Origin of the sequence: Capnocytophaga canimorsus (assembly GCF_002302565.1) — a bacterium.
GTDB lineage: Bacteria > Bacteroidota > Bacteroidia > Flavobacteriales > Flavobacteriaceae > Capnocytophaga > Capnocytophaga canimorsus.
The window spans coordinates 1,211,877-1,232,926 of the sequence record NZ_CP022382.1 but is presented as its reverse complement, the minus strand read 5'-3'; the positions used below and the strand labels follow the sequence as shown (position 1 = coordinate 1,232,926).

The window sequence follows — 21,050 nt, the reverse complement described above, 5'->3', positions numbered from 1 at the left end:
TACTCAATGGTATAACTCCGCTTTTTTTAAGGGTATGGATTGAAAATTATTTTCTAAAATGATAGTGTTAGCCCTGCCAGATAATTGATTTCGGCTTGAGGGAAGTAAGCAGCTTGTCCATCTTCAAAAGTTCCGTTGGCTACATATTTCGCATTCAAAATGTTGTTCCCAGTAACTGAAATCACTATTGATTTACAGAATTTTAATGGATTTATTTCATACGATAAGTGCAAGTTGTTAACAAAGTAAGATTTTAATTTTGAGTTTTCTTCGTTAATGTTGCTCATATATTGCTCTCCTACGTATTTGGTTAACAATGTTGCACCAAAGTTTGGTATAGGCTTGAAAGTTAATGAGCTTGAAGCCACAAATTCAGGAGAATACGATAGTTTGGTGTTTCCTATATTTACCGATTTTCCTTCTTTTATAGTGTGAAAATCAATATTTTTATTTCTGCTGACAGATACATTTGGTTGCCAAATCCATCTGTCGGAAAGTAGTAAAGTAGCATCTACTTCAAGTCCAGCTCTGTAGCTATCTCCGCTGTTATCACGAATTGGATACCCTTTGTCGTTCAAACGACCAGTTAGTACCAATTGGTCTTTATAAAGCATATAATATAAATTCGTATTGATTTTTACTTTTGGGGTGTTGTATCTCCAACCCAATTCAAAATCGTTCAATTTTTCAGGTCGAGGCTCTCTTATTGTTGCGGAAGGGTCTGTCTTTTTGGCTTTTTCGTACTCTTTGTGTGCCGCTTTGTAGTCGCTACGATTCGGCTCCTTAGTGGCTTTGGCATACGATAAGTAAAAATAATTATTTTCGTTTAAGGAAAAACTTACTCCTATTTTAGGGTTGATAAAATTAAATGCTTTGTTAGCTTTGTATTCATCGGCTTTGTAGTGAACGTATCTGTATTGAATATCAGTAAATAAATCCCACTGAGGAGCAAATTTCCAAGTCATTTTGGCAAAAGCGGAACCATCTTTTTTGTATCCCCAATTTTCATCTACAATTTCTTGATAAGGTTTTGAAGCTTCTTCCGACCATACTCTTTCTTCGAAATGCAATCCGTCATATTTGTTGAAAGCACCTCCAAATATCAAATCAATAGTATTTTTCTTGAAATTGGAAGATAATGTAGCTCCGTAGAAATCGTTGTCTAAGGCGTATCGTGTGATTTGGTGTTTGTCATAGGTTGCACCGCCCCAAGTTTCGTACATTTCCCAATGTCCACGACCTTTGGTGTAATGAAAAGCCAAGTTGGTTGTCCAAAAAGGAGACCATTTTTCTACCCAATGCAGTTGAGCGTGGTCTTGTTGGTAATTATCCGTTTCATTGTCATAGAAACGAGTGTTGCCCTCTGCATCTTTGTATTTTCCAGCAGGATTGTATTTTCTGTTTTTGTTTAAAGTTGCCTCGTCAATTCCTATCCAAGTAAGCTGTGTTTTTTCTTTTCCACCAAAAACTAAAGCTTTAATCAGCGTATTTTTGTAAGAATAAGCTCCTTGTAAAAAATAGGATTTCAAATCAGATGATGCTCTGTCTCTGTACCCGTTAGAATTGATTTTTGAAAAACGTCCCGAAAGCTCAAAACGCTCATTGATTTTTCCTGTCGAAAGTTTTACCATATGCTTATGTGTGTTGTAACTTCCGTAGAAATTTGCAATTTCGGCGTATGGATTCTCCGAAACGGCATCAGTAAGTACGTTCAAACTTGCTCCGAAAGCTCCCGCACCATTAGTAGATGTACCTACACCACGTTGAAGTTGGATATTCTCTGAGGAAGAAGCAAAATCGGAAAGATTGTACCAAAAAGTTCCTTGTGATTCTGAGTCATTGTACGGAATACCATTGATAGTCACATTGGTTCGGTAAAGGTCACTTCCACGAACAGAAAGGTAGGTTGCCCCGAAGCCTGTTCCGTCTTCAGAATATGAAACTACGTTAGGCAAGTTCCCTAAAAGCATCGGGATTTGTTGTCCTTGATTGCTTTTTGCGATGTCTGATTTCGATAAATTGGAGAAAGTTACTGGCAAAGTTTGTTTTGCCCTTACTGCTGAAACCAGTACTTCGTCTAATTTGATGGTTTTTAATTCTGTAGAATCTTTTTCTGATTCCATTGTTTGAGCATAAGCCGAAGTAATAAGGCTCATCGCTCCCATAAAAAATAATTTTTTCATCAGTAAAATGAAATTTTTACAAAATAAAAGAGGTAATTATTTTATGGAATGAATAAAAAAAGCCTGTTTCTGCTACCCAAAAAGCAAAAACAAGCCACTTATTATTGACTTCGTTTCCTTAGACTGCATTACCAGCCCAAGTTCTATGGGTATAATCTCAGCCGCAAACGCAGCACCCCTTTGAGACGGGTGCAAAAGTATAAAAAAAAGTTAAAGCGTACAAGTGCTAATGCAACAAGGCGAGAACTTATTTTTAAAGTTCTTTACGTAAACGAGCCACAGGAATATCTAACTGTTCCCGATATTTAGCAACGGTTCTTCGGGCGATAGGGTAGCCTTTTTCTTTGAGTATCTGGGCTAAATCATCGTCAGGATAGGGTTTGCGTTTGTCTTCTTCAGCAATGATATTTTGTAGTATATTTTTGATTTCGTGAGTAGAAACGTCCTCTCCTTGGTCATTTTTCATAGATTCGGAAAAGAATTCTTTGATGAGCTTTGTGCCATAAGGTGTGGTTACGTATTTGCTATTGGCTACACGCGAAACGGTGGAAATATCCATACCTACTACATCGGCAATGTCTTTTAAAATCAAAGGTTTGATTTTTAGTTCGTCACCTGTCAAAAAATATTCTTTTTGATGATTCATAATGGCATTCATTGTTACGTACAGCGTTTGTTGGCGCTGTTTTATAGCGTCAATGAACCATTTGGCGGCGTCTAGTTTTTGTTTGATAAAGAAAACAGCTTCTTTTTGTGAGTTTGATTTTTCTTTGGTGTTTTTGTACGTTTCGAGCATCGTGGTGTACTCTCTGGAAACGTGTAACTCGGGTGCATTTCTTCCGTTGAGAGTTAGTTCTAGTTCGTTATCATTAATGCGAATATTAAAATCAGGAATGATTTGCTCCACTTGTATGTGATTGTTGGAGTAGGCATTGCCTGGTTTAGGGTTGAGTTTTTCGATTTCTTGAATGGCTTCTTTTAAATCTTCTTCCGATGCGGAAAATTTTTGCTGTAGGCGTGAATAATGTTTCTTGGTGAAAGGTTCAAAACCTTTTTCGATGATTTCTATGGCAAGTTCTATTGCGGGAGTACCCTTTTTGCGTTGTAATTGTACCAGTAGGCATTCTTGTAGGTCGGAAGCCCCTACGCCGGCAGGGTCTAACTGAAAAATGATTTGTTGTTGTATCTGTCTTACCTTTTCTTCATCGGTATAGATGTTTTGAGTAAAAGCCAAATCGTCAGTAAGGTCTTGTAGGCTACGGCGGATGTAACCCGTATCATCAATGCTGCCTACCAAAAATTCAGCGATGAGGTAGTCTTCATCACTTAACTGAAACGTATTGAGTTGGTTTATAAGGGATTGATGAAAAGAAATACCAGCGCTAAAAGGAATTTCCTTTTCTTCATCGTCATCGCTATAATTGTTAGCTTGAAGACGATAATCAGGGATTTCATCATCGCTTAAATATTCATCAATATTGATGTCATCTGTGTTAATGACTTCATTATCATTGAAATCATCTATGCTATTATCGAACTCATCAGCAAACTCATCGTATAGGCTTTCTTCTTTCCCTGTTTCCAAAGCAGGATTTTCTTCCAATTCTTGTTTTACGCGTTGTTCAAAAGCCAAGGTAGGAAGCTGTACCAGCTTCATCAATTGAATTTGCTGGGGAGAAAGTTTTTGTGAGAGTTTAAGTTGTAAGTTTTGTTTTAGCATAGTTGTTCTATAAATCAGATATTTATTTACTTGTTTGTTGCTTCGTTTTCTTTCGGGAAAGCTTTCTTATTGAATACCAAAAGTAAACCTACGGCAATGCTAATGGCTGCATCGGCAACATTAAAAACGGGTTCAAAAAAGCGAAAGTTTTTTCCGCCCCAAAACGGAAGCCATTCGGGTAATTTTGTATCGATAAGCGGAAAGTAAAACATATCCACCACTTTACCGTGTAGAAGTGTTCCGTAAGGATTCTCTGAAAATAAAGTAGCTACATTGCCATAGCTATGGTCAAAAATGACTCCGTAGAAAACCGAATCAATAATATTTCCTAAAGCTCCGGCTAAAATTAAAGAAATAGATATAATTAAAATAGTAGGACGCTGTTTTTTAATGGATTGTGTCAGCCAATACCCGATACCCACCACCGCTACAATGCGGAACAAGGTTAATGCCAATTTACCATACGTTCCTGGAATTTTAGTTCCCCAAGCTGCACCTTCGTTTTCAATAAATAGTATTTTAAACCAACTGAAAACCTCCACGTAATCATTGAGTTTGAAATGTGTTTTGATGTAGATTTTACTCCATTGGTCAATAATTAGCACTACTAATATAATCAAAAATGCGTGTTTTAATTTCATAAGGAAATAGGGTATCTATAAATTTAGCGACAAAAATAGTATTTATATTCGGAATAATTTCAACTTTTCTATTACGAAAGCATACTTTTTGCTTTCAGTAAAGCGACTATAAACTGATCGATTTCTTCAAAGGTATTGTAAAAGGCAAAACTAATGCGTACCGTCCCAGGAATTTGATAGAAGTTCATAATGGGTTGTGTACAATGATGACCCGTACGTACGGCTATGCCTTGTTTGTCAAGCAATGTGCCTAAATCATAAGGGTGTATTCCTTTGATATTGAATGAAATTACAGCTGTCTTGTTTTTCAAATTAGAGGTTCCGTAGAAAATTACTTCGGGTATGTTTTGTAATTTTTCTGTGGCATACTTGAGAAGTTCGTGTTCGTGACGAGCAATATTTTCCATCCCGATTTGGTGCATATAGTCAATGGCAGCGCCCAAGGCAATGCCTCCGCAGATGTTAGGTGTACCTGCTTCAAATTTATGAGGCAATTCGGCATAGGTGCTATTTTCAAAAGTTACTTCTTTTATCATTTCGCCTCCTCCTTGATAGGGCGGAAGTTTGCTCAGCCACGCTTCTTTTCCGTACAAAATGCCAACTCCTGTAGGTCCGTACATTTTATGCCCTGAAGCGGTATAAAAATCAACATCTAAAGCCTGAACATCGGGTTGTAAGTGTGGCGAGGCTTGAGCTCCGTCCACCAAAACTGCGGCATTTACCTTTTTAGCCAAAGCGATGATTTTTTCAATGGGTTGGATATTCCCCAAAGCATTTGAAACGTGTTGTACACATACTAACTTGGTATTTGAAGTTAGTAATTGCTCGAATTGATTTAGGTCTAAATGCCCTTCCATATCCATTGAAATCACTTTCAATGAAGCTCCGCTATGCTTACAGGCAAATTGCCACGGCACAATATTGCTATGATGCTCTGATGCTGAAACAATAATTTCATCACTTTTTTTCAAGATATTAGCAAATCCGTTAGCAACCAAATTGATGCTGTGTGTGGTGCCTGATGTGAAAATTATTTCACAAGATTTATGGGCATTAAAATGTTTTTGTAGTTTCACACGAGCTGCTTCGTAAGCCTCAGTGGCTTCTTGGCTGAGTGTATGTACACCCCTGTGAATGTTAGCATTCAGGTGCGAATAATAATGCACAATGGTGTTAATTACAGGCAGAGGCGTTTGCGAGGTAGCGGCATTGTCAAAATAAATCAGCGGACAGCCGTTTACTTTACGTGCTAATATCGGAAAATCGGCTCTAATGGCACTTATTGTTTTCATATTTATATGCTAAAGATATAGAATTATATTATTATTTATCTCTTTATGAAGTTTAGAAGGTAATGGTTTTTAAATGCCTTTTTTGAAAGCAAAACTTTCGCTCTCAGGCGGCGTAAGGTTTTTGCCCGTTGCCGTCCGCCATTTTTTGTAATTTTGAATTTCGTGAGAAAGCCGATTTACTACAAAAATCACTACGGTAATATCGTCTGTCCAGCCAATCATTGGAAACAAATCAGGAATAGTGTCAATGGGCGAAACCACATATAGAATCACTCCTGCTAAAACAGCCAAAGTAGTTTTTGAAATGGGATATCCGCCCGAAATACCGTCTTTAAACATTGATAAAAGCAGTTTGAAATCGGTTACCTTTTCTTTTAAGTTTACCGATTTGCTTTCGGCGGTGGTTAAATCTTCCTCTGATACTTTTTGTTTAGAAAATTTTTGAAGTAATTTCAGTGATTTATCAAGTATTTTTTCTTTTTTATCTTTCATAATTAGTTTTCTGTTTCTGTGTCATCTTCCATAAATTCTGGGTACAAGAAGTTGTTGTACGGAAAACGTGTGATGTGTATTTCTCGCACTTTAGCATACACTTTTTCGCGAAATTCCTCCAGATTATCCTTATTTAATGCCGAAATGAAAAGCACATCGTTGCCTACTTTGTTCATCCACGTCTGTTTCCACTGCTCCAATGTAAAATGTTTGGAGGTAGGTTCAGTGATGAGGTCATCTTCTGCAATAGTTTGATGTTTGTAAGCGTCTATTTTGTTGAAAACCATAATTGTAGGTTTGTCTGCACTTTTTATTTCTGAAAGAATTTGATTTACTGAGTGAATATGTTCCTCAAAATTTGGATGCGAAATATCCACAATATGAAGTAGTAAATCCGCTTCACGAACTTCATCTAACGTACTTTTAAATGATTCGATAAGTTGAGTAGGTAATTTTCGGATAAAACCAACAGTATCAGATAGTAAGAAAGGAAGATTTCCGATAACTACCTTTCGTACTGTGGTATCGAGTGTAGCGAAAAGTTTGTTTTCGGCGAAGACTTCACTTTTGCTAATTACATTCATTAGGGTAGATTTTCCAACGTTGGTGTATCCGATAAGTGCCACACGTACCATCGCTCCACGATTGCTTCGTTGTACAGCCATTTGGCGGTCGATGGTTGCTAATTTTTTCTTCAAAAGTGCGATACGGTCACGTACGATACGGCGGTCAGTTTCAATCTCTGTTTCTCCAGGTCCACGCATACCAATTCCTCCTCGTTGGCGTTCAAGGTGTGTCCAAAGTCCTGTTAATCGAGGTAAAAGATATTGATATTGAGCTAATTCCACTTGGGTTCGGGAATAGCTGGTTTGAGCCCGTTGTGCGAATATATCCAAAATAAGCCCCGTTCGGTCTAAAATTTTGGCTTTCAAGATACGTTCAATATTTTTTTGCTGTGCAGGAGAAAGTTCATCATCAAAAATAACAGTCCCAACTCCGTTTTCTTCCACGAATTGCTGAACCTCTTCCATTTTTCCTGTCCCTATAAAGGTTTTCGGATTTGGAACATCTAACTTTTGAGTAAATCGTTGTAAAACTTCTCCACCCGCTGTATAGGTAAGAAATTCTAATTCATCTAAGTATTCTTTTGATTTTTCTTCGTCTTGCATTTGGTTGATGATTCCCACCAACACCACTTTTTCGTAATTTAGATTTATCTGTTCGAGCATAGTATGCTTAATTGTTTCGTTTGCAAAAATAACAAAATAATTTTTTCTGTAAGGAAAAAAAGTATATTTGTGCCTATAAATCATTTGATTAATGAGTATTTTGCTTAAGATGATACGTTTTTTGCGAATTTTATTTCTGACCATAGGTTGGGGTGTCCCGATGTTGAGTTTTTTAGAATTCTTTCTGAATGCTGTCTTCAAGATAGAAATGATTTTCTATAATAATTATTTGATTGTCTTGGTTTTATTTTGGGTAATTGCTGGTTTAGGAAGTCTTATTTTTCTGCTTAAAAAACGATTGAAGTTTTTTATGTTTTTGGTTATTAGTATGTTGCATTGGGTGTTGTTTCATTATTGGTGGTCACAATATCAATTCAGTTTTCAAAAAAATGTGGAAAGCACCAATTATACAATGAAAATATTTATGCACCATTATGAGGTTTGGCAGATGAATTGGATATATCGCCAACAAATGTTGGTCAAAGAATCGGATATATTTTTCAATCCGTACTCGAAAACGGGTATAACTCATCTCTCAAAAGTGAATATTCTTAGTAATGATGAAGAAAAAATCATTCTTGAAATAGAAGTTGGTGCCAAAAGAGAAATTTTGCATATTGAAAAAAGATGATTTTTAAAAATAAATGATGTTCATTTTCAGTGTTTTGTTTTTTTGAGTGAAGAAATTTTGAATTTTTTTAATCAAAAAATTTGCACAATTGCAAAAATGTACTACCTTTGCAACCGCAATGATGAAACAAAATGTTCATAAGCAAATATTGGTCTGGTAGTTCAGTTGGTTAGAATACATGCCTGTCACGCATGGGGTCGCGGGTTCGAGTCCCGTCCAGACCGCGGTAAAATTTAGTTGTGTTGTTTTGTGTAAATACCTTTTACACAGGTTTATAGTTAAACCAATGAAAGCTTTCCCTTAAGGAAAGCTTTTTTGCTTTTATATCTTTTAGAAGTTTATGGAAGCCAAATCTTTACGCGCTGATTCAAATTCTGTGATGATTTCTTCAAAAATCTCTGAAACAGATTGTATTTTATGAATAACCGACGCAATTTGCCCGATTTCCAATTCACCAGCTTCTAAATCACCTTCGAACATTCCTTTTTTAGTTCTCCCTTTTCCTAAAAAAGTACGAAATGCCTCTGGTGAATTATTTTTGTTTTCATACATAGCTTCAAGCTCCTGATAGAATTTGTTTTTTAATAGTCTTACAGGTGCTAGTTCTTTCAGTGTAAGGTGGGTATCTCCTTCTTGGGCTTCGATAACTTTATTTTTGAAGTTAATATGAGCTGAGGCTTCGTGCGTAGCTACAAATCGGCTGCCGATTTGAACGCCCTCTGCTCCCAATGCCATTGCGGCGAGCATTCCTCTGCCTGTAGCAATACCTCCTGCTGCAATAATAGGAATGTTAATGTGTTGTTTTACAGAGGGAATAAGTACTAAAGTAGTGGTTTCTTCTCTTCCGTTATGTCCGCCCGCTTCAAATCCTTCTGTTACAACGGCATCTACCCCTGCGTTTTGGGCTTTTATGGCAAATTTTGAACTGCTTACCACGTGAGCTACTTTAATACCTTCTTTTTTCAATAGGGAAGTCCAAGTGTTAGGATTTCCAGCTGAAGTAAATACAATAGGTACTTTTTCTTCTAAAATGGTAGCTATCAGTTGTTCGATGTTCGGATACATTAGCGGTATGTTTACCCCAAAAGGCTTATTAGTGGCAATTCGGCATTTTCTGATATGTTCTCGAAGAACTTCTGGGTACATCGAACCTGCTCCTAAAAGCCCTAAACCTCCAGCATTACTCACCGCAGAGGCTAATTTCCAACCGCTTGCCCATACCATTCCTCCTTGAATGATAGGATATTTAATATGGAATAATTTGGTTACATTATTGTTCATACTTGATTGTTGAAAGAAAAATTTGATACAAAAATAGCTTTTTTTGGGTGATTTTTTTTGCGTTAGATAGCGATTGTTTAAGATTATTTGTTTGATAAATAAAATTATAAAAATCAATATGTTACGATTTTATTTTTGTATTTTGCTTTTGTTTTTAGCGCTGTTTGTTTTTGAAAAATATTTTTAAAAATAAAAAAAAATATAGAATTATTTTTTGTTTAATATGGAAAAGTGTTTATATTTGCACCGTTAAAAATTGATGTAATGAAAAAATATACTTTTAAAATGATGTCTATGATGATGTGCGGAGAAAATTCGGCAGAGTTATTCGTTTTGTAAAGTGAAATATAAAATTCGAATAAAACCTCTGCTTATGTAGAGGTTTTTTTTGTATCAAAGAAATAGAAAAATCTTAGTTAATTATAAATTGTAAAAAAGAAGAAATTATGAGTAAATTTAAACCAGCTACACAGGCACTACACGCAGGATATGATGTTAAACAACACGGTGGAAACAGAGCTATCCCGATTTATCAAACCGTTTCGTATGTTTTTGAAAATAGCGATCAAGCTGCTGCCCGATTCAATCTTTCGGAAGCAGGATATATCTATACCCGATTGAACAATCCTACTAACGATATTTTGGAGCAACGTTTGGCAGCCTTAGAAGGAGGTGTTGGGGCAGTAGTTACCGCATCAGGAACGGCGGCCCTTTCTACTACATTTTTAACCCTATTACGGGTAGGTGACCATATCGTTTCGTCTAATAGTTTATACGGAGGAACCTACAATTTGTTGAATGTTACGTTGCCACGATTGGGCATTACGACCACTTTTGTTGACCCACAAAATCCGCAAAATTTTGAAAAAGCAATTCAGGAAAATACCAAATGTATTTTTATCGAAACATTGGGAAATCCAAAATTAGATGTGCTTGATATTGAAGCTATTGCCAAAATCGCTCAAAAGTATAATATTCCGCTAATTGCTGATAATACAGTAGCATCTCCTGCTTTACTTAATCCGATTAAATATGGAGCGAATATTGTAATCCATTCATTAACAAAGTATATTGCTGGAAATGGAACGGCACTTGGTGGAGCTATCATTGATGGTGGAAACTTTGATTGGAGTAGCGGAAAATTTCCTGAATTTACCGAACCTTCAGCAGGTTATCACGGATTAGTTTTGCACGAAGCCTTAGGAAACTTGGCTTTCATCGCTAAGGTGAGAATTGAGGGGCTTCGTGATTTTGGAGCTGCACTTAGCCCGTTTAACGCTTTTCAAATTCTTCAAGGTTTGGAAACGCTGGAAATCAGAATAAAACGACATAGCGAAAATACTTTAGCTTTGGCAAAATGGCTTTCACAGCAACCCGAAGTAGCTTGGGTAAATTATCCAGGTTTGGAAAATAGTTCATATAAATCTTTAGCAGACAAGTATTTACCTAACGGACAAAGTGGTTTGCTAACTTTTGGATTGAAATCAGGGTATGAAGGAGCGAAAAAAACGGTGGATAATGTTAAAATCATTTCTCTTTTGGCGAATTTAGGTGATACCAAATCGCTGATAATTCATCCTGCAAGTACTACACATCAGCAACTTAGCGAAGAATCACAACGATTAACGGGAGTAACCCCTGATTTGATTCGTCTTTCTGTAGGTTTGGAAGATATCGAAGATTTAAAAGCTGATTTAAAGGCTGCTTTTACAAGTAATTAGTGTTAGTTGTTGGTTATCAGTTGTATTTCTGATGTCAAAATATAGATTTTTTGCTTGAAAGTTTTGTAACCGACAGAAATTCAGTTGAAAAAGTATTCATTAGTGTATGAAATCTAAAAATTAAAAAATGTCAAGCCTTCCTTACATAGAAATATCGAATTTTGAAACGCTTTCGGGAGGGAAATATCCGAAAATTCACTTGCAGTATCAAGTTTTTGGAAAAAAATTAGGAGAAGCCCCTCTAATAGTGGTCAATCACGCACTTACAGGAAATTCGCAAGTTACGGGCGAAAATGGTTGGTGGAACGAGGCCGTAGGCAAGGGGAGACCTATTGATACTCAGCAGTATAGTGTTTTGGTTTTTGATATTCCAGGTAACGGGTATAAAAATTCATTTTTTATTGAAAATCCAAAAGAGTGGATAGCACGTGATGTGGCTCGACTTTTTTTACTGGGACTGAAATCGTTACATATTGAACAAGTTTTTGCTCTTGTCGGGAATTCAGTGGGTGGAGGCATCGCTTGGGAAATGATTGCTCTTGTCCCCAATTTGTTCAGTCATTTGATAGCAGTAGCAACCGACTGGAAATCATCGGATTGGATTATTGCAAATAGTCTCATTCAGGAGTCTATTTTACAAAATTCAGCCAACCCACTGCACGACGCTCGTTTACACGCAATGCTTTGTTATCGTTCTCCTCAATCCTTCAAAATGAAGTTTGAACGTAGTTTTAATTTTGAGAAACTACCGCTTCGTAATGTAGAAACTTGGCTTTTGCATCACGGTGAAAAATTGGAAAAACGTTTCACACTTTCCGCCTATAAGCTTATGAATCAGTTGGTAAAAACAATTGATATCGCTGAAGGAAGAACGAGTTTTGAAAGTGTAATGAAAGACGTTCAGACAGAAATTCACATTATTGGCACAAATTCAGATTTGTACTTTGTTCCTGAGGAAAATCGGCAGACTTACGCTGTTTTACAGAAAATGGGTAAGAAAGCCACCTATCACGAAATCGATTCCATTCACGGACACGATGCGTTTTTGATTGAATATCAGCAGTTAGATAAAATTTTAAGAACTATAATTTAAGAATCAATACAATGAAAATATTAAAATTTGGAGGAAAATCATTGGCTAACGGCAAGGGGCTGGAAACCGTGCTTGAAATCGTCGAACAAAAAATAAACAAAGGCGAACATATTGCTTTGGTAGTTTCAGCACGAGGAAATGCCACAGATGATTTGTTAGCGATATTGGAAAAAGCCACCTCAGGAGAGTCATATCTTCCTATTTTTGAAGATTTTAAAACCTATCAAAAAGCCTATGATTTGGATTTTCCAGAGGAATTTGCCTTACTTGAAAAACTTTTTGAAGGGGTGTCACTTTTAGGAGATTACAGCGATAAAATCAAAGACCAAATCGTGGCTCAAGGCGAAATCATTTCGGCAAAATTGGTTACTTATCTTCTTGAAAAGAGAGGAATTAACGCTGTTTTTGTAGATAGTAGAAAACTTCTGGTAAGCGACGACCATTTTGGAAATGCCCAAGTAAAGGAGGCAATTTCTCAGCAGAAAACCCAAACTTTTTTTGAGCAACTTCCTAAGAGAGCAGTTGCGGTAGTCACTGGATTTATCGCAGCAACCGAAAAGGGCGAAACCACTACTTTAGGACGTAACGGAAGCAATTATTCGGCGGCTTTATTTGCGAATTTTCTCCAAGCGGAAGAATTACAGAACTTTACACACGTGAACGGGATATATACGGCTAATCCTGATTGGGTTTCGGAGGCTCAAATCATTCGCCATTTATCCTATCAGGAAGCCAATGAATTAGCAAATTTTGGTGCCACGATTCTACACGCCAAAACAATTATTCCGTTGATTTCCAAAGATATTCCACTTCGTATTCTCAACACGTTTAACGCTGATGATGCTGGAACATTGATTCATTCGCAAACTGCTGAAAAGGGCATACGTTCGTTATCGGTTTTGGAAGGAAATGCGTTGGTAATTCTCGAAGGAAGAGGATTGCTGGGACAGGTTGGGGTTGATGCTCGGATTTTCAGGGCTTTAGCACAACGCAATATCAGTGTGAGCATCATTTCTCAGGGTTCGTCGGAGCGTGGAATTGGTTTTTTGGTGGCAAATCAAGATGCTGAAAAAGCCAAAAAAGCTTTGGAGGAAGAGTTCGAGTCCGACTTTTATACCAAAGATGTAAGTGAAGTTTCTGTGGTGAAAAATGTGGGAGTAATTTCTATCGTGGGGCAAGATATGGCAACTTTTCATAAGCCTTACAATGCGTTGATTCGTAATCAAATAACCCCACTTTTAATCAATAATGCTGTCACTGGAAATAATGTGAGCGTGGTAGTGTATAATCATCAGTTACAGAAGGCTTTAAATGTTATCCACGGTGAAATTTTTTCAATTTCAAAACGAGTGAATTTGGTAATTTTCGGAAGAGGAACCGTAGGCGGAACACTTGTGAAGCAAATATTTGACGCTCAAGAGTCTATATTGTCAAGAAAGAACATTAGTTTGCGAATTGTTACAGTAGCAAATTCGAGCCAATGTCTTTTCAATCCGAAGGGAATTACTTCTGATGAATATCAAAATTTTGAAACTCTCGGTAAACAATATCAACTGGAAGACATCTTCAATTTTGTTAAAAAACATCATCTTGAAAATTTAATTGCGGTAGATGCAACTGCAAGTAAAACATTTGTAGAAAATTATATTCCGCTCATTGAGAATGGATTTGACTTAGTTTCAGCAAATAAAATAGCCAATACGGTTTCGTATGATTTCTATCAGAAATTAAGACAAGTACTTAGAGATAATCAAAAGCAATACTTGTATGAAACCAATGTTGGAGCAGGGCTTCCGTTGATTGACACCATTAAATTACTGCATCTCTCTGGAGAAAACATTACACGTATTAAGGGAATATTTTCTGGAACACTTAGCTATCTGTTCAATACGTTTTCGGACAGCGACCAACCTTTCAGTCAGGTGCTTCAAACCGCCATCGATAGTGGCTATACCGAGCCTGACCCACGTGAAGACCTTTGTGGAAATGACGTCGGGCGAAAATTACTTATTCTGGCACGTGAACTGGATTTGGAGAATGAATTTGATGAAATAACTATCCAAAATTTAATTCCAGAGCATTTACGTCAAGGAAGCGTAGCTGATTTTTTATCTCGGTTGAATGAATTTGATGTTGAATTTCAGAAGATTAAACGGAATCAAGAACCTAATCACGTTTTGAGATATGTGGGTGACCTGCACGGAAATTTAAGTCAAACTCAAACTTCTCGTCTTGAAGTGAAGTTAGTTTCCGTTCCGAAAGAAAGTGCGTTGGGGCAGGTAAAGGGGGCCGATTCTATTTTTGAGATTTATACCGAATCATACGGAAATCACCCTATCGTAATTCAAGGAGCTGGAGCTGGAGCCGCCGTAACAGCACGAGGCATATTCGGAGATATATTACGACTGGTGGAAAGAGGAACTTTATAGTTCCTTTTCCTTTATATAGTCTTCATATTCAAACCAAAAAGCTTCAAACTTATCCATCGTTTCATAGAAAAATTCCATCGTTTCACGCCAAGTGTTTTTATTGTGAATGGAAACATTTTCTTTAAGTACAGATATTCGGCTGATTTCCTTCTCATTGTCTAGAATACAAGAATCTTCAAAAACGGCTTGAGGGAGGAAATCCGTCAATAATATGTTTTTTAGAGCTACTAATTTTTCGTAGTAAAAGATACGGTTTTCAAGGTTATCATCTTCAATGTCAAGAACAACCATTGCTTTTTTGGTGTCGAAATAAAATTTGAAGCTGAAATCTTTAATTTTCGTATCGTAAAGTATCCATTTTCGAGGGAAAGACTTCCCGAAGGAAATCCAAAAAGTTTCTCGTAATTGTTTCGATTCTTGTTTTGAAAACATACTTTGGTTTTTTACGTAAAATAAGCAATTAGAAATCCTAAAAGGATACTCATCATTTTAAAACTGTTAAATTTATGTCCTTCAGCACTTTCAAAAAGAATCATTGTTGAAATGTGTAGAAAAATACCGATAACCATTGCCGAAAGTTCGGTGTGGTAGTTGGCTAAAAACGGAACATAATCGCTCAAAAATGTTCCAAGAGGGGTCATTAACCCAAAGAGAAATAAAAACCCAGCTGTTTTTAATTTTGAGACTCCTGTATTGATGAAAAAAGCACTCAAAACGAAAGCAATAGGTAATTTATGTACGAAAATTCCGTACACCAATTCGTGGCTGTGAGTTAGGGGAAATCCTTCTAAAAGTGAGTGAGTGCTTAAACTAATGAAAAGCGCTATAGGGAAGGATTTTTGAGTATGCGAATGTGTGTGAATGTGACCGTGCTCAGCACCTTGTGAGAAAAATTCTAATACAATTTGCAACAAAATCCCTAAAAGGATAAAGGTACCAGTGTGTTTTAAAGCGTTATGGTTGTGTTCGCCGTGTAAGTGATAAACCTCTGGTAGTAGCGTGAAAACGGTAAGTCCTAAAAGATAAGCCCCACTAAAAGAGAGTAATAGCTTTACGTATTTGTTTTCTTTGGGTTTGAAAAATACGGCTAATAAAAAGCCAATAACCACGGCAGAAAAAGGTAAAATATAATTCATTTTTGACTTTTAATAATAAACTGAAAAACAGGGTTTTCTAAAAAGAAAAACAGTGTGCAAAAATACAATAAAAAGCATAGAAAGACAATAGTATAAAGTACATTTTGAAAAATAGCTAGGATAATTGAGAGTTTCAAAAAATTTATTGTCTAATTTTGTAAATCGTAAAAAAATTATAGGGTCATCACTTAAATACATATTTGATTTTGTAGTTAAGCCTTGATTTTGAATTTTTTGTTGTCACAATTTTACTGGCATTGGAGACGAAGCGTTAAGAAAATCAATGAATGGAGCGTAGAAAATCTCCACTGTTTGAGCGTTAGCGAGTTTGGAGGTTTTCAGCGAAATGATTTGATTTTTAGCGGAGTATCCACAGCCTTGAATTTTTGGTACTTTTGTTTCAAGACAAAAGTACAAATATGAAAATAAATGATAAATTCAAAAAAATTATATTCTATTTATGAAGCAGAATTTTTCTATGGTTGCAAAAACATTTTTCGGTTTTGAAGATGTTTTGGCTACAGAACTCAAAAAAATAGGAGCGGTAAATGTGCAAAAAGGTGTACGCAGTGTGTCGTTTGAAGGTGATAAAGGCTTTATGTATAAAGCCAATTTGTCTTTACGTACCGCTTTAAAAATATTGAAGCCAATAACTCAGTTTAAAATTCGAAATGAACACGATTACTACCGAAAAATATATGATTTTCATTGGTATTCTTTCTTAGAAGTGAATCAAACCTTTGCCATTACAGCTACACTACAGACGGAGCTTTTTAATCATTCGCAATATGTTGCACTTCGGGCTAAGGATGCTATAGTAGATAAATTTCGGGCTCAACAAGGTAGGCGACCCAGTGTGGATGTGTTGCATCCGGACTTGCAAATACATATTCATATTCAAAAAAACGATGTAATTATTTCATTAGATAGCTCTGGTGAGTCGTTACACCATCGCGGATATCGTTCAGCGACCAATATTGCTCCGATTAACGAGGTTTTGGCGGCGGGTATGCTTATGATGAGTGGCTGGGAAGGGCAATGTGATTTTCTAGACCCGATGTGTGGGAGCGGAACACTACTTATTGAAGCAGCGATGATAGCTTGTAATATTCCAGCTAATATTCATAGAAAAGAATTTGCCTTTGAAAAATGGAAAGATTTTGATGCTGATTTGTTTGATACGATTTTTGAGAGTTGCCTTAAAAAAACAAAAGAATTTCACTATCAGATTTTAGGATACGACAAGGCACCTTCGGCGGTGGTTAAAGCTAAGGATAATTTGAAGAATGCCAGTCTTTCTGATTATATAGAGGTAGTACAAAAGAACTTTTTTGAAACCCAAAAACAAGATAAACAAAGAAAGTTACATATGGTTTTTAATCCGCCTTATGGAGAACGTTTGCAAGTAGATATCCCTAAATTCTACGAAACACTTGGCAATACTTTGAAAAATGGTTACCCTAACACGGATGCTTGGTTTATTACTTCTAATTTGGAAGCGATCAAATATGTTGGGCTTCGTCCCTCACGTAAGATAAAACTCTTTAATGGAAAGTTGGAAAGTCGCTTTTTGAATTACAAAATGTATGAAGGAGCTAAAAATAAGAACCGATTTTAATCTAAAAAACAAAAGATTTTTTAATAATTTTTGTTTGAATTCAGTTTAAAAGTAGTTTTTACCCAATGTAATGCCTTATGTATTGCAAGAAACGCATTTATGTTAAAAAAATATAAACAAATGAAAACTTTATTATCTTTGCCTTTAATAAAATTTAGTATTAACTAACTTGATAGTGTATGAAAAGAAAATTATTAGTTGCACTTATGCTTGTTATGGGAGTGTTTATGCAGTCCGTTTTAGCACAAGTGCGTATGGTAAGTGGTCAGGTAACCGATGAGTCGGGGATGCCGCTTCCAGGAGTGAGTGTGGTGGTTAAAAATACCTCAAAGGGAGTTTCCACTGATTTTGATGGGAAATATTCCCTGCAAGCCAACCAAGGAGATGTACTTGAATTCTCATATATTGGCTTTGCTACCCAAACTAAAAAAGTTACAGGGTCAAAAATGGATGTTGTTTTAAAGGAAGAAACTGAGCAACTTGGCGAGGTTGTGGTTACGGCTTTAGGGGTTAACAAACAAGCTCGTTCGGTGGGGTACGCAACTACCAAAGTAGATGTTGCTGAGATTGGGCGTTTGAATGTGGTAAACCCTGTTAATGCTTTACAAGGTAAAGTGGCTGGGGTTGCTATCAATACGGTAGGGTCTTCAGGGGTAACTTCAAGTTCTGGAATTACCATTCGTGGTGCCAAGTCTATTGATAAAAACAACTCTCCGATTTTCGTCATAGATGGGATGATTATCCAAGAGGCGGTTACTGGAGCGCTTTCAGGAACAGACTGGGGGTCTCAGCTTAAAAACTTAAACCCTGCAGACTATGAGAGCATAACGGTATTGAAAGGTGCTGCTGCCACAGCTTTGTATGGTTCTCGTGGAGCTAATGGTGCTATTGTAATTGTTTCAAAAGGAGGTAAATTTGGTAAACAAGGGCTTGGGATAGAGATGTCTCATTCTGTTGAAATGGGGGATATTTATAAATCTCCTATCGCACTTCAGAACGTTTATGGAGCAGGATATCCTCATAATGGATATGAAGGAGGTTTTTTAGGTGATGGTTCTTTGACCCGAGTTGCTCTTAGTTTTGGTCCAAAAATGGAAGGGCAGCTAGTAAACCAATATATGCCTCACGGTAAAGCTACTCCTTTTGTTCCACACCCTAATAACTGGAGGGCATTGTACCAAAGTCCTATAAACATACAACATAATATTGCTATAAATGGAGGTGGAGAAACTTCTTCTTTTCGTTTGTCATATTCTTATGCCGATAATAATGGTGTATTTGCACGAAATAACTTTAATAGGAATACACTAGCCTTCAAAGGTTTGATGAAGCTTAACAATGTTTTCTCTGTTGAAGCTGGTGTTAACTATGCCTTTTCAAGTGCTCAAAACGGAGGTAATCAAGGGGCTTGGAACTATGGTGGTAATTTACCAATGATGAGTACTTACTATACTCCTCGTAACTTTGATATGGCAACTTATCAAGCAATTTATCGTGACCCAGTTACTCATGCCGTTGAGACTAATTCACCTTGGGGTACCCTAAGAGGGTATTTACACGATAGAGATTTAAATCTTAGAAAAAGATATGAAAATTCATTGTTAACTAACTTGACTCTTCGAGCAGAAATAGCTCCTTGGCTCACGGCAAGTGTTAAAGGGAATTATAACTACTATGGCATATCAACCTTAGATAAAACCTACGGAACAGGGGTTGATTATGGTCCTACTCGTACAGGTAGTTATAGCAGAGGTGGGAATAACTCTGGGTCATATAACATATTAGGGATGCTTCAATCCAATGACAATAAGTTTAACATAGCAGGGGAGGAATTTACTTTTGATGCTATTGTAGCTGCTGAGTTGTATGGGAACTTAGAGTCACATTCTTGGAGTAAATCTACCAAAGGAGGATTGGTGGTCCCTGGTGTATTCGCATTTTCTAACTCTGCTGAAACCATAATTCCTAATTTTACATATACCCCAAGAAATAACCAAACTTTCGGACTTTCTGGAATATTAAATTTCGGATGGAGAGATCAGTTGTTTTTGGAAATCACAGGTAGAAACGATTGGCTATCTACCCTCACGTATCCTACATATATGAATTTGGGTAAAAATAACTATTCCGTATTCTATCCTTCTGTAAATGCTTCGTATGTATTTACTGAGTCGTTCAATATGCCTGAATGGTTTTCTTTTGGAAAAATTCGTGCTTCAATAGCAGAAGTAGGTTTAGGAACTAGTGCTTATGCTACTACACGTGGTTTTGGAGTTTTCTCACAATCCTCTCAATTTGACCCCAATCGAAATAGTGTTTTGGTGGCTAATCCGAACTTAGGTACAGCTTGGAATGCTGATTTGAAACCTGAAATTCAACGCTCTATTGAGGTAGGTACAGACTTGCGTTTCTTTAATGAACGTTTGAACTTAGATTTTACTTATTATAAGACCAATACTAGAAATCAAATCCTTTCTATTGGAGCTGTAGCTGAAGCAGGAGCAACAAGCCAGCTTATTAATGCAGGTAATATTCAAAATCAAGGTATTGAGGTTCAGTTGGAAGGAACACCAATCCGCACTAAAGATTTTCGTTGGACATTAGGGGCTAACTTTACTAAAAACAAGGGTAAGGTAGTGAAACTACACGATAATGTGAAAGAATGGAAATTGCTCGACGGGTATGATGCTGGTCCTGAAATCTGGGCTTACGAAGGAGGTGATTATGGAGTGATTACTACTATTTATAACTCAGCTAGTGGCTCAGCTATATACAGATTCAATAACCCTGATAATGCGAATGATCCAAGGAATGGTAAACCTGTAATTACTTATATAGGGCGTTATGGTAGTCCTAATCCAGTATATGCTTATGGCTATGTAACAAATCAAGATAAGGGTAAACCAGAAAGGGTAGTTTTAGGAAAGGTTGAGGCTGATTTTTACCTAAGTTTAAATACTTCTTTCTCTTACAAAAATTTTGATTTTTATGCTCTAGTAGATGGACGTTTTGGGGGTAATTTTTTCTCACATACTCATAAGTATGCAACAGGAAGAGGATCAGCGGAGTCTACTTTAAGAGGAAGAGATCGTGAGTTTGGTGGTATTCCTCGAAAAAATTATAAAGGAGAAACTGTATATGATGCTATTATGTTAGATGCTGTTTTTGATGAAGGTGCTAAAGTGCCTTCGGCAAGTGATCCTTCAAAACAAATAGAGGTCGGTGGTAAAACTTATGCAGAAGCTTTAGAGGCAGGTATTATGCCAATGATGGCCACTTCTTATTATATGTTCAACTATGGCTGGGGAGGACCTAATGAGTTGAATATTCAAGATAATACTTGGTTGATGTTAAGAGAAATTACATTGGGGTATCGTCTTCCTGAAGATATCTGTAAAAAATTTGGAGCAAATTATCTTCGTTTAGGGGTAACTGCTCGAAATTTAGGCTACTTAATGAATAAGTTAACTGACGGATTAAATCCAGAATCTGTTTCAAGTAATAATCCATTGACTCCAATGGATATCGGGGGAGCTCCATTCCACAGAACTTATTCTTTTAATTTAACTTTACGTTTCTAAAAT

Annotated in this window: 15 protein-coding genes and 1 tRNA gene; 7 read left to right on the top strand and 9 right to left on the bottom strand. The window is 36.7% G+C overall.

Annotated features, from left to right (window positions below; all coding sequences use genetic code 11):
• Nucleotides 1–53: 53 nt before the first annotated feature.
• The 6 genes from CGC47_RS05365 to hflX form a co-directional block, all read right to left on the bottom strand.
• Nucleotides 54–2,183, bottom strand: coding sequence for a TonB-dependent receptor (locus CGC47_RS05365; RefSeq protein ID WP_095900092.1), 2,130 nt, complete (start codon nucleotides 2,181–2,183; stop codon nucleotides 54–56).
• 253 nt (nucleotides 2,184–2,436) lie between these two features.
• Nucleotides 2,437–3,903 (bottom strand): RNA polymerase factor sigma-54, encoded by a 1,467-nt coding sequence (gene rpoN / locus CGC47_RS05360; RefSeq protein ID WP_095900091.1) that lies wholly within the window; start codon nucleotides 3,901–3,903, stop codon nucleotides 2,437–2,439.
• A gap of 26 nt (nucleotides 3,904–3,929) precedes the next feature.
• Complete coding sequence (locus CGC47_RS05355) at nucleotides 3,930–4,544, bottom strand: lipoprotein signal peptidase (RefSeq protein WP_041999416.1); 615 nt, start codon at nucleotides 4,542–4,544, stop codon at nucleotides 3,930–3,932.
• Nucleotides 4,545–4,615: 71 nt separating this feature from the next.
• Nucleotides 4,616–5,836 carry an aminotransferase class V-fold PLP-dependent enzyme gene (locus CGC47_RS05350; protein ID WP_041999413.1) on the bottom strand — a complete coding sequence of 407 codons (1,221 nt, stop codon included), beginning with the start codon at nucleotides 5,834–5,836 and terminating at the stop codon, nucleotides 4,616–4,618.
• 69 nt (nucleotides 5,837–5,905) lie between these two features.
• Nucleotides 5,906–6,328, bottom strand: coding sequence for a YkvA family protein (locus CGC47_RS10975; protein WP_041985440.1), 423 nt, complete (start codon nucleotides 6,326–6,328; stop codon nucleotides 5,906–5,908).
• A 2-nt stretch (nucleotides 6,329–6,330) separates the two neighbouring features.
• On the bottom strand, nucleotides 6,331–7,557 hold the full coding sequence (gene hflX / locus CGC47_RS05340; protein WP_095900376.1) for a GTPase HflX: 1,227 nt from the start codon (nucleotides 7,555–7,557) through the stop codon (nucleotides 6,331–6,333).
• Nucleotides 7,558–7,678: 121 nt separating this feature from the next.
• Here hflX and CGC47_RS05335 point away from each other — a divergent pair, with 121 nt between their 5' ends.
• Together CGC47_RS05335 and CGC47_RS05330 are read left to right on the top strand one after the other, a co-directional pair.
• Nucleotides 7,679–8,188, top strand: a complete 510-nt coding sequence (locus CGC47_RS05335; RefSeq protein WP_157908816.1) for a hypothetical protein — start codon at nucleotides 7,679–7,681, stop codon at nucleotides 8,186–8,188.
• A 150-nt stretch (nucleotides 8,189–8,338) separates the two neighbouring features.
• Nucleotides 8,339–8,412, top strand: a tRNA-Asp gene (locus tag CGC47_RS05330).
• A 106-nt stretch (nucleotides 8,413–8,518) separates the two neighbouring features.
• Here the strand turns inward: CGC47_RS05330 and CGC47_RS05325 are convergent.
• Nucleotides 8,519–9,469, bottom strand: coding sequence for an NAD(P)H-dependent flavin oxidoreductase (locus CGC47_RS05325; protein ID WP_041999404.1), 951 nt, complete (start codon nucleotides 9,467–9,469; stop codon nucleotides 8,519–8,521).
• Between the two features lie 446 nt (nucleotides 9,470–9,915).
• On the opposite strand from CGC47_RS05325, the gene CGC47_RS05320 reads away from it, so the two are divergent.
• From CGC47_RS05320 to thrA, 3 genes are all read left to right on the top strand, one after another.
• Nucleotides 9,916–11,190: an O-acetylhomoserine aminocarboxypropyltransferase/cysteine synthase family protein gene (locus CGC47_RS05320; RefSeq protein WP_041999401.1), complete on the top strand. Its 1,275-nt coding sequence runs from the start codon at nucleotides 9,916–9,918 to the stop codon at nucleotides 11,188–11,190.
• Nucleotides 11,191–11,317: 127 nt separating this feature from the next.
• Nucleotides 11,318–12,283: an alpha/beta fold hydrolase gene (locus CGC47_RS05315; protein WP_041999398.1), complete on the top strand. Its 966-nt coding sequence runs from the start codon at nucleotides 11,318–11,320 to the stop codon at nucleotides 12,281–12,283.
• A gap of 11 nt (nucleotides 12,284–12,294) precedes the next feature.
• Nucleotides 12,295–14,712, top strand: coding sequence for a bifunctional aspartate kinase/homoserine dehydrogenase I (thrA, locus tag CGC47_RS05310; RefSeq protein WP_041999395.1), 2,418 nt, complete (start codon nucleotides 12,295–12,297; stop codon nucleotides 14,710–14,712).
• Here the strand turns inward: thrA and CGC47_RS05305 are convergent.
• Both CGC47_RS05305 and CGC47_RS05300 read right to left on the bottom strand, forming a co-directional pair.
• Complete coding sequence (locus CGC47_RS05305; protein WP_013998051.1) at nucleotides 14,707–15,144, bottom strand: DUF4268 domain-containing protein; 438 nt, start codon at nucleotides 15,142–15,144, stop codon at nucleotides 14,707–14,709. The two genes, thrA and CGC47_RS05305, sit on opposite strands and share 6 nt — an antisense overlap.
• A gap of 11 nt (nucleotides 15,145–15,155) precedes the next feature.
• Nucleotides 15,156–15,848: a ZIP family metal transporter gene (locus tag CGC47_RS05300; RefSeq protein ID WP_041999392.1), complete on the bottom strand. Its 693-nt coding sequence runs from the start codon at nucleotides 15,846–15,848 to the stop codon at nucleotides 15,156–15,158.
• A 460-nt stretch (nucleotides 15,849–16,308) separates the two neighbouring features.
• On the opposite strand from CGC47_RS05300, the gene CGC47_RS05295 reads away from it, so the two are divergent.
• Entirely contained in the window at nucleotides 16,309–17,466 is a 1,158-nt protein-coding gene (locus CGC47_RS05295; protein ID WP_095900089.1) for a THUMP domain-containing class I SAM-dependent RNA methyltransferase, read from the top strand.
• Nucleotides 17,467–17,645: 179 nt separating this feature from the next.
• A complete protein-coding gene (locus CGC47_RS05290; RefSeq protein ID WP_095900088.1) occupies nucleotides 17,646–21,047 on the top strand; it encodes a SusC/RagA family TonB-linked outer membrane protein in 3,402 nt (1,133 codons plus the stop codon).
• The last annotated feature ends 3 nt before the right edge of the window (nucleotides 21,048–21,050 follow it).

Excerpts from the sequence above, each read along its gene's own strand:
- CGC47_RS05365 (WP_095900092.1), bottom strand. The coding sequence starts at position 2,183 with ATGAAAAAATTATTTTTTATGGGAGCGATGAGCCTTATTACTTCGGCT.
- rpoN (WP_095900091.1), bottom strand. The coding sequence starts at position 3,903 with ATGCTAAAACAAAACTTACAACTTAAACTCTCACAAAAACTTTCTCCC.
- CGC47_RS05355 (WP_041999416.1), bottom strand. The coding sequence starts at position 4,544 with ATGAAATTAAAACACGCATTTTTGATTATATTAGTAGTGCTAATTATT.
- CGC47_RS05350 (WP_041999413.1), bottom strand. The coding sequence starts at position 5,836 with ATGAAAACAATAAGTGCCATTAGAGCCGATTTTCCGATATTAGCACGT.
- CGC47_RS10975 (WP_041985440.1), bottom strand. The coding sequence starts at position 6,328 with ATGAAAGATAAAAAAGAAAAAATACTTGATAAATCACTGAAATTACTT.
- hflX (WP_095900376.1), bottom strand. The coding sequence starts at position 7,557 with ATGCTCGAACAGATAAATCTAAATTACGAAAAAGTGGTGTTGGTGGGA.
- CGC47_RS05325 (WP_041999404.1), bottom strand. The coding sequence starts at position 9,469 with ATGAACAATAATGTAACCAAATTATTCCATATTAAATATCCTATCATT.
- CGC47_RS05320 (WP_041999401.1), top strand. The coding sequence starts at position 9,916 with ATGAGTAAATTTAAACCAGCTACACAGGCACTACACGCAGGATATGAT.
- CGC47_RS05315 (WP_041999398.1), top strand. The coding sequence starts at position 11,318 with ATGTCAAGCCTTCCTTACATAGAAATATCGAATTTTGAAACGCTTTCG.
- thrA (WP_041999395.1), top strand. The coding sequence starts at position 12,295 with ATGAAAATATTAAAATTTGGAGGAAAATCATTGGCTAACGGCAAGGGG.
- CGC47_RS05305 (WP_013998051.1), bottom strand. The coding sequence starts at position 15,144 with ATGTTTTCAAAACAAGAATCGAAACAATTACGAGAAACTTTTTGGATT.
- CGC47_RS05300 (WP_041999392.1), bottom strand. The coding sequence starts at position 15,848 with ATGAATTATATTTTACCTTTTTCTGCCGTGGTTATTGGCTTTTTATTA.
- CGC47_RS05295 (WP_095900089.1), top strand. The coding sequence starts at position 16,309 with ATGAAGCAGAATTTTTCTATGGTTGCAAAAACATTTTTCGGTTTTGAA.
- CGC47_RS05290 (WP_095900088.1), top strand. The coding sequence starts at position 17,646 with ATGAAAAGAAAATTATTAGTTGCACTTATGCTTGTTATGGGAGTGTTT.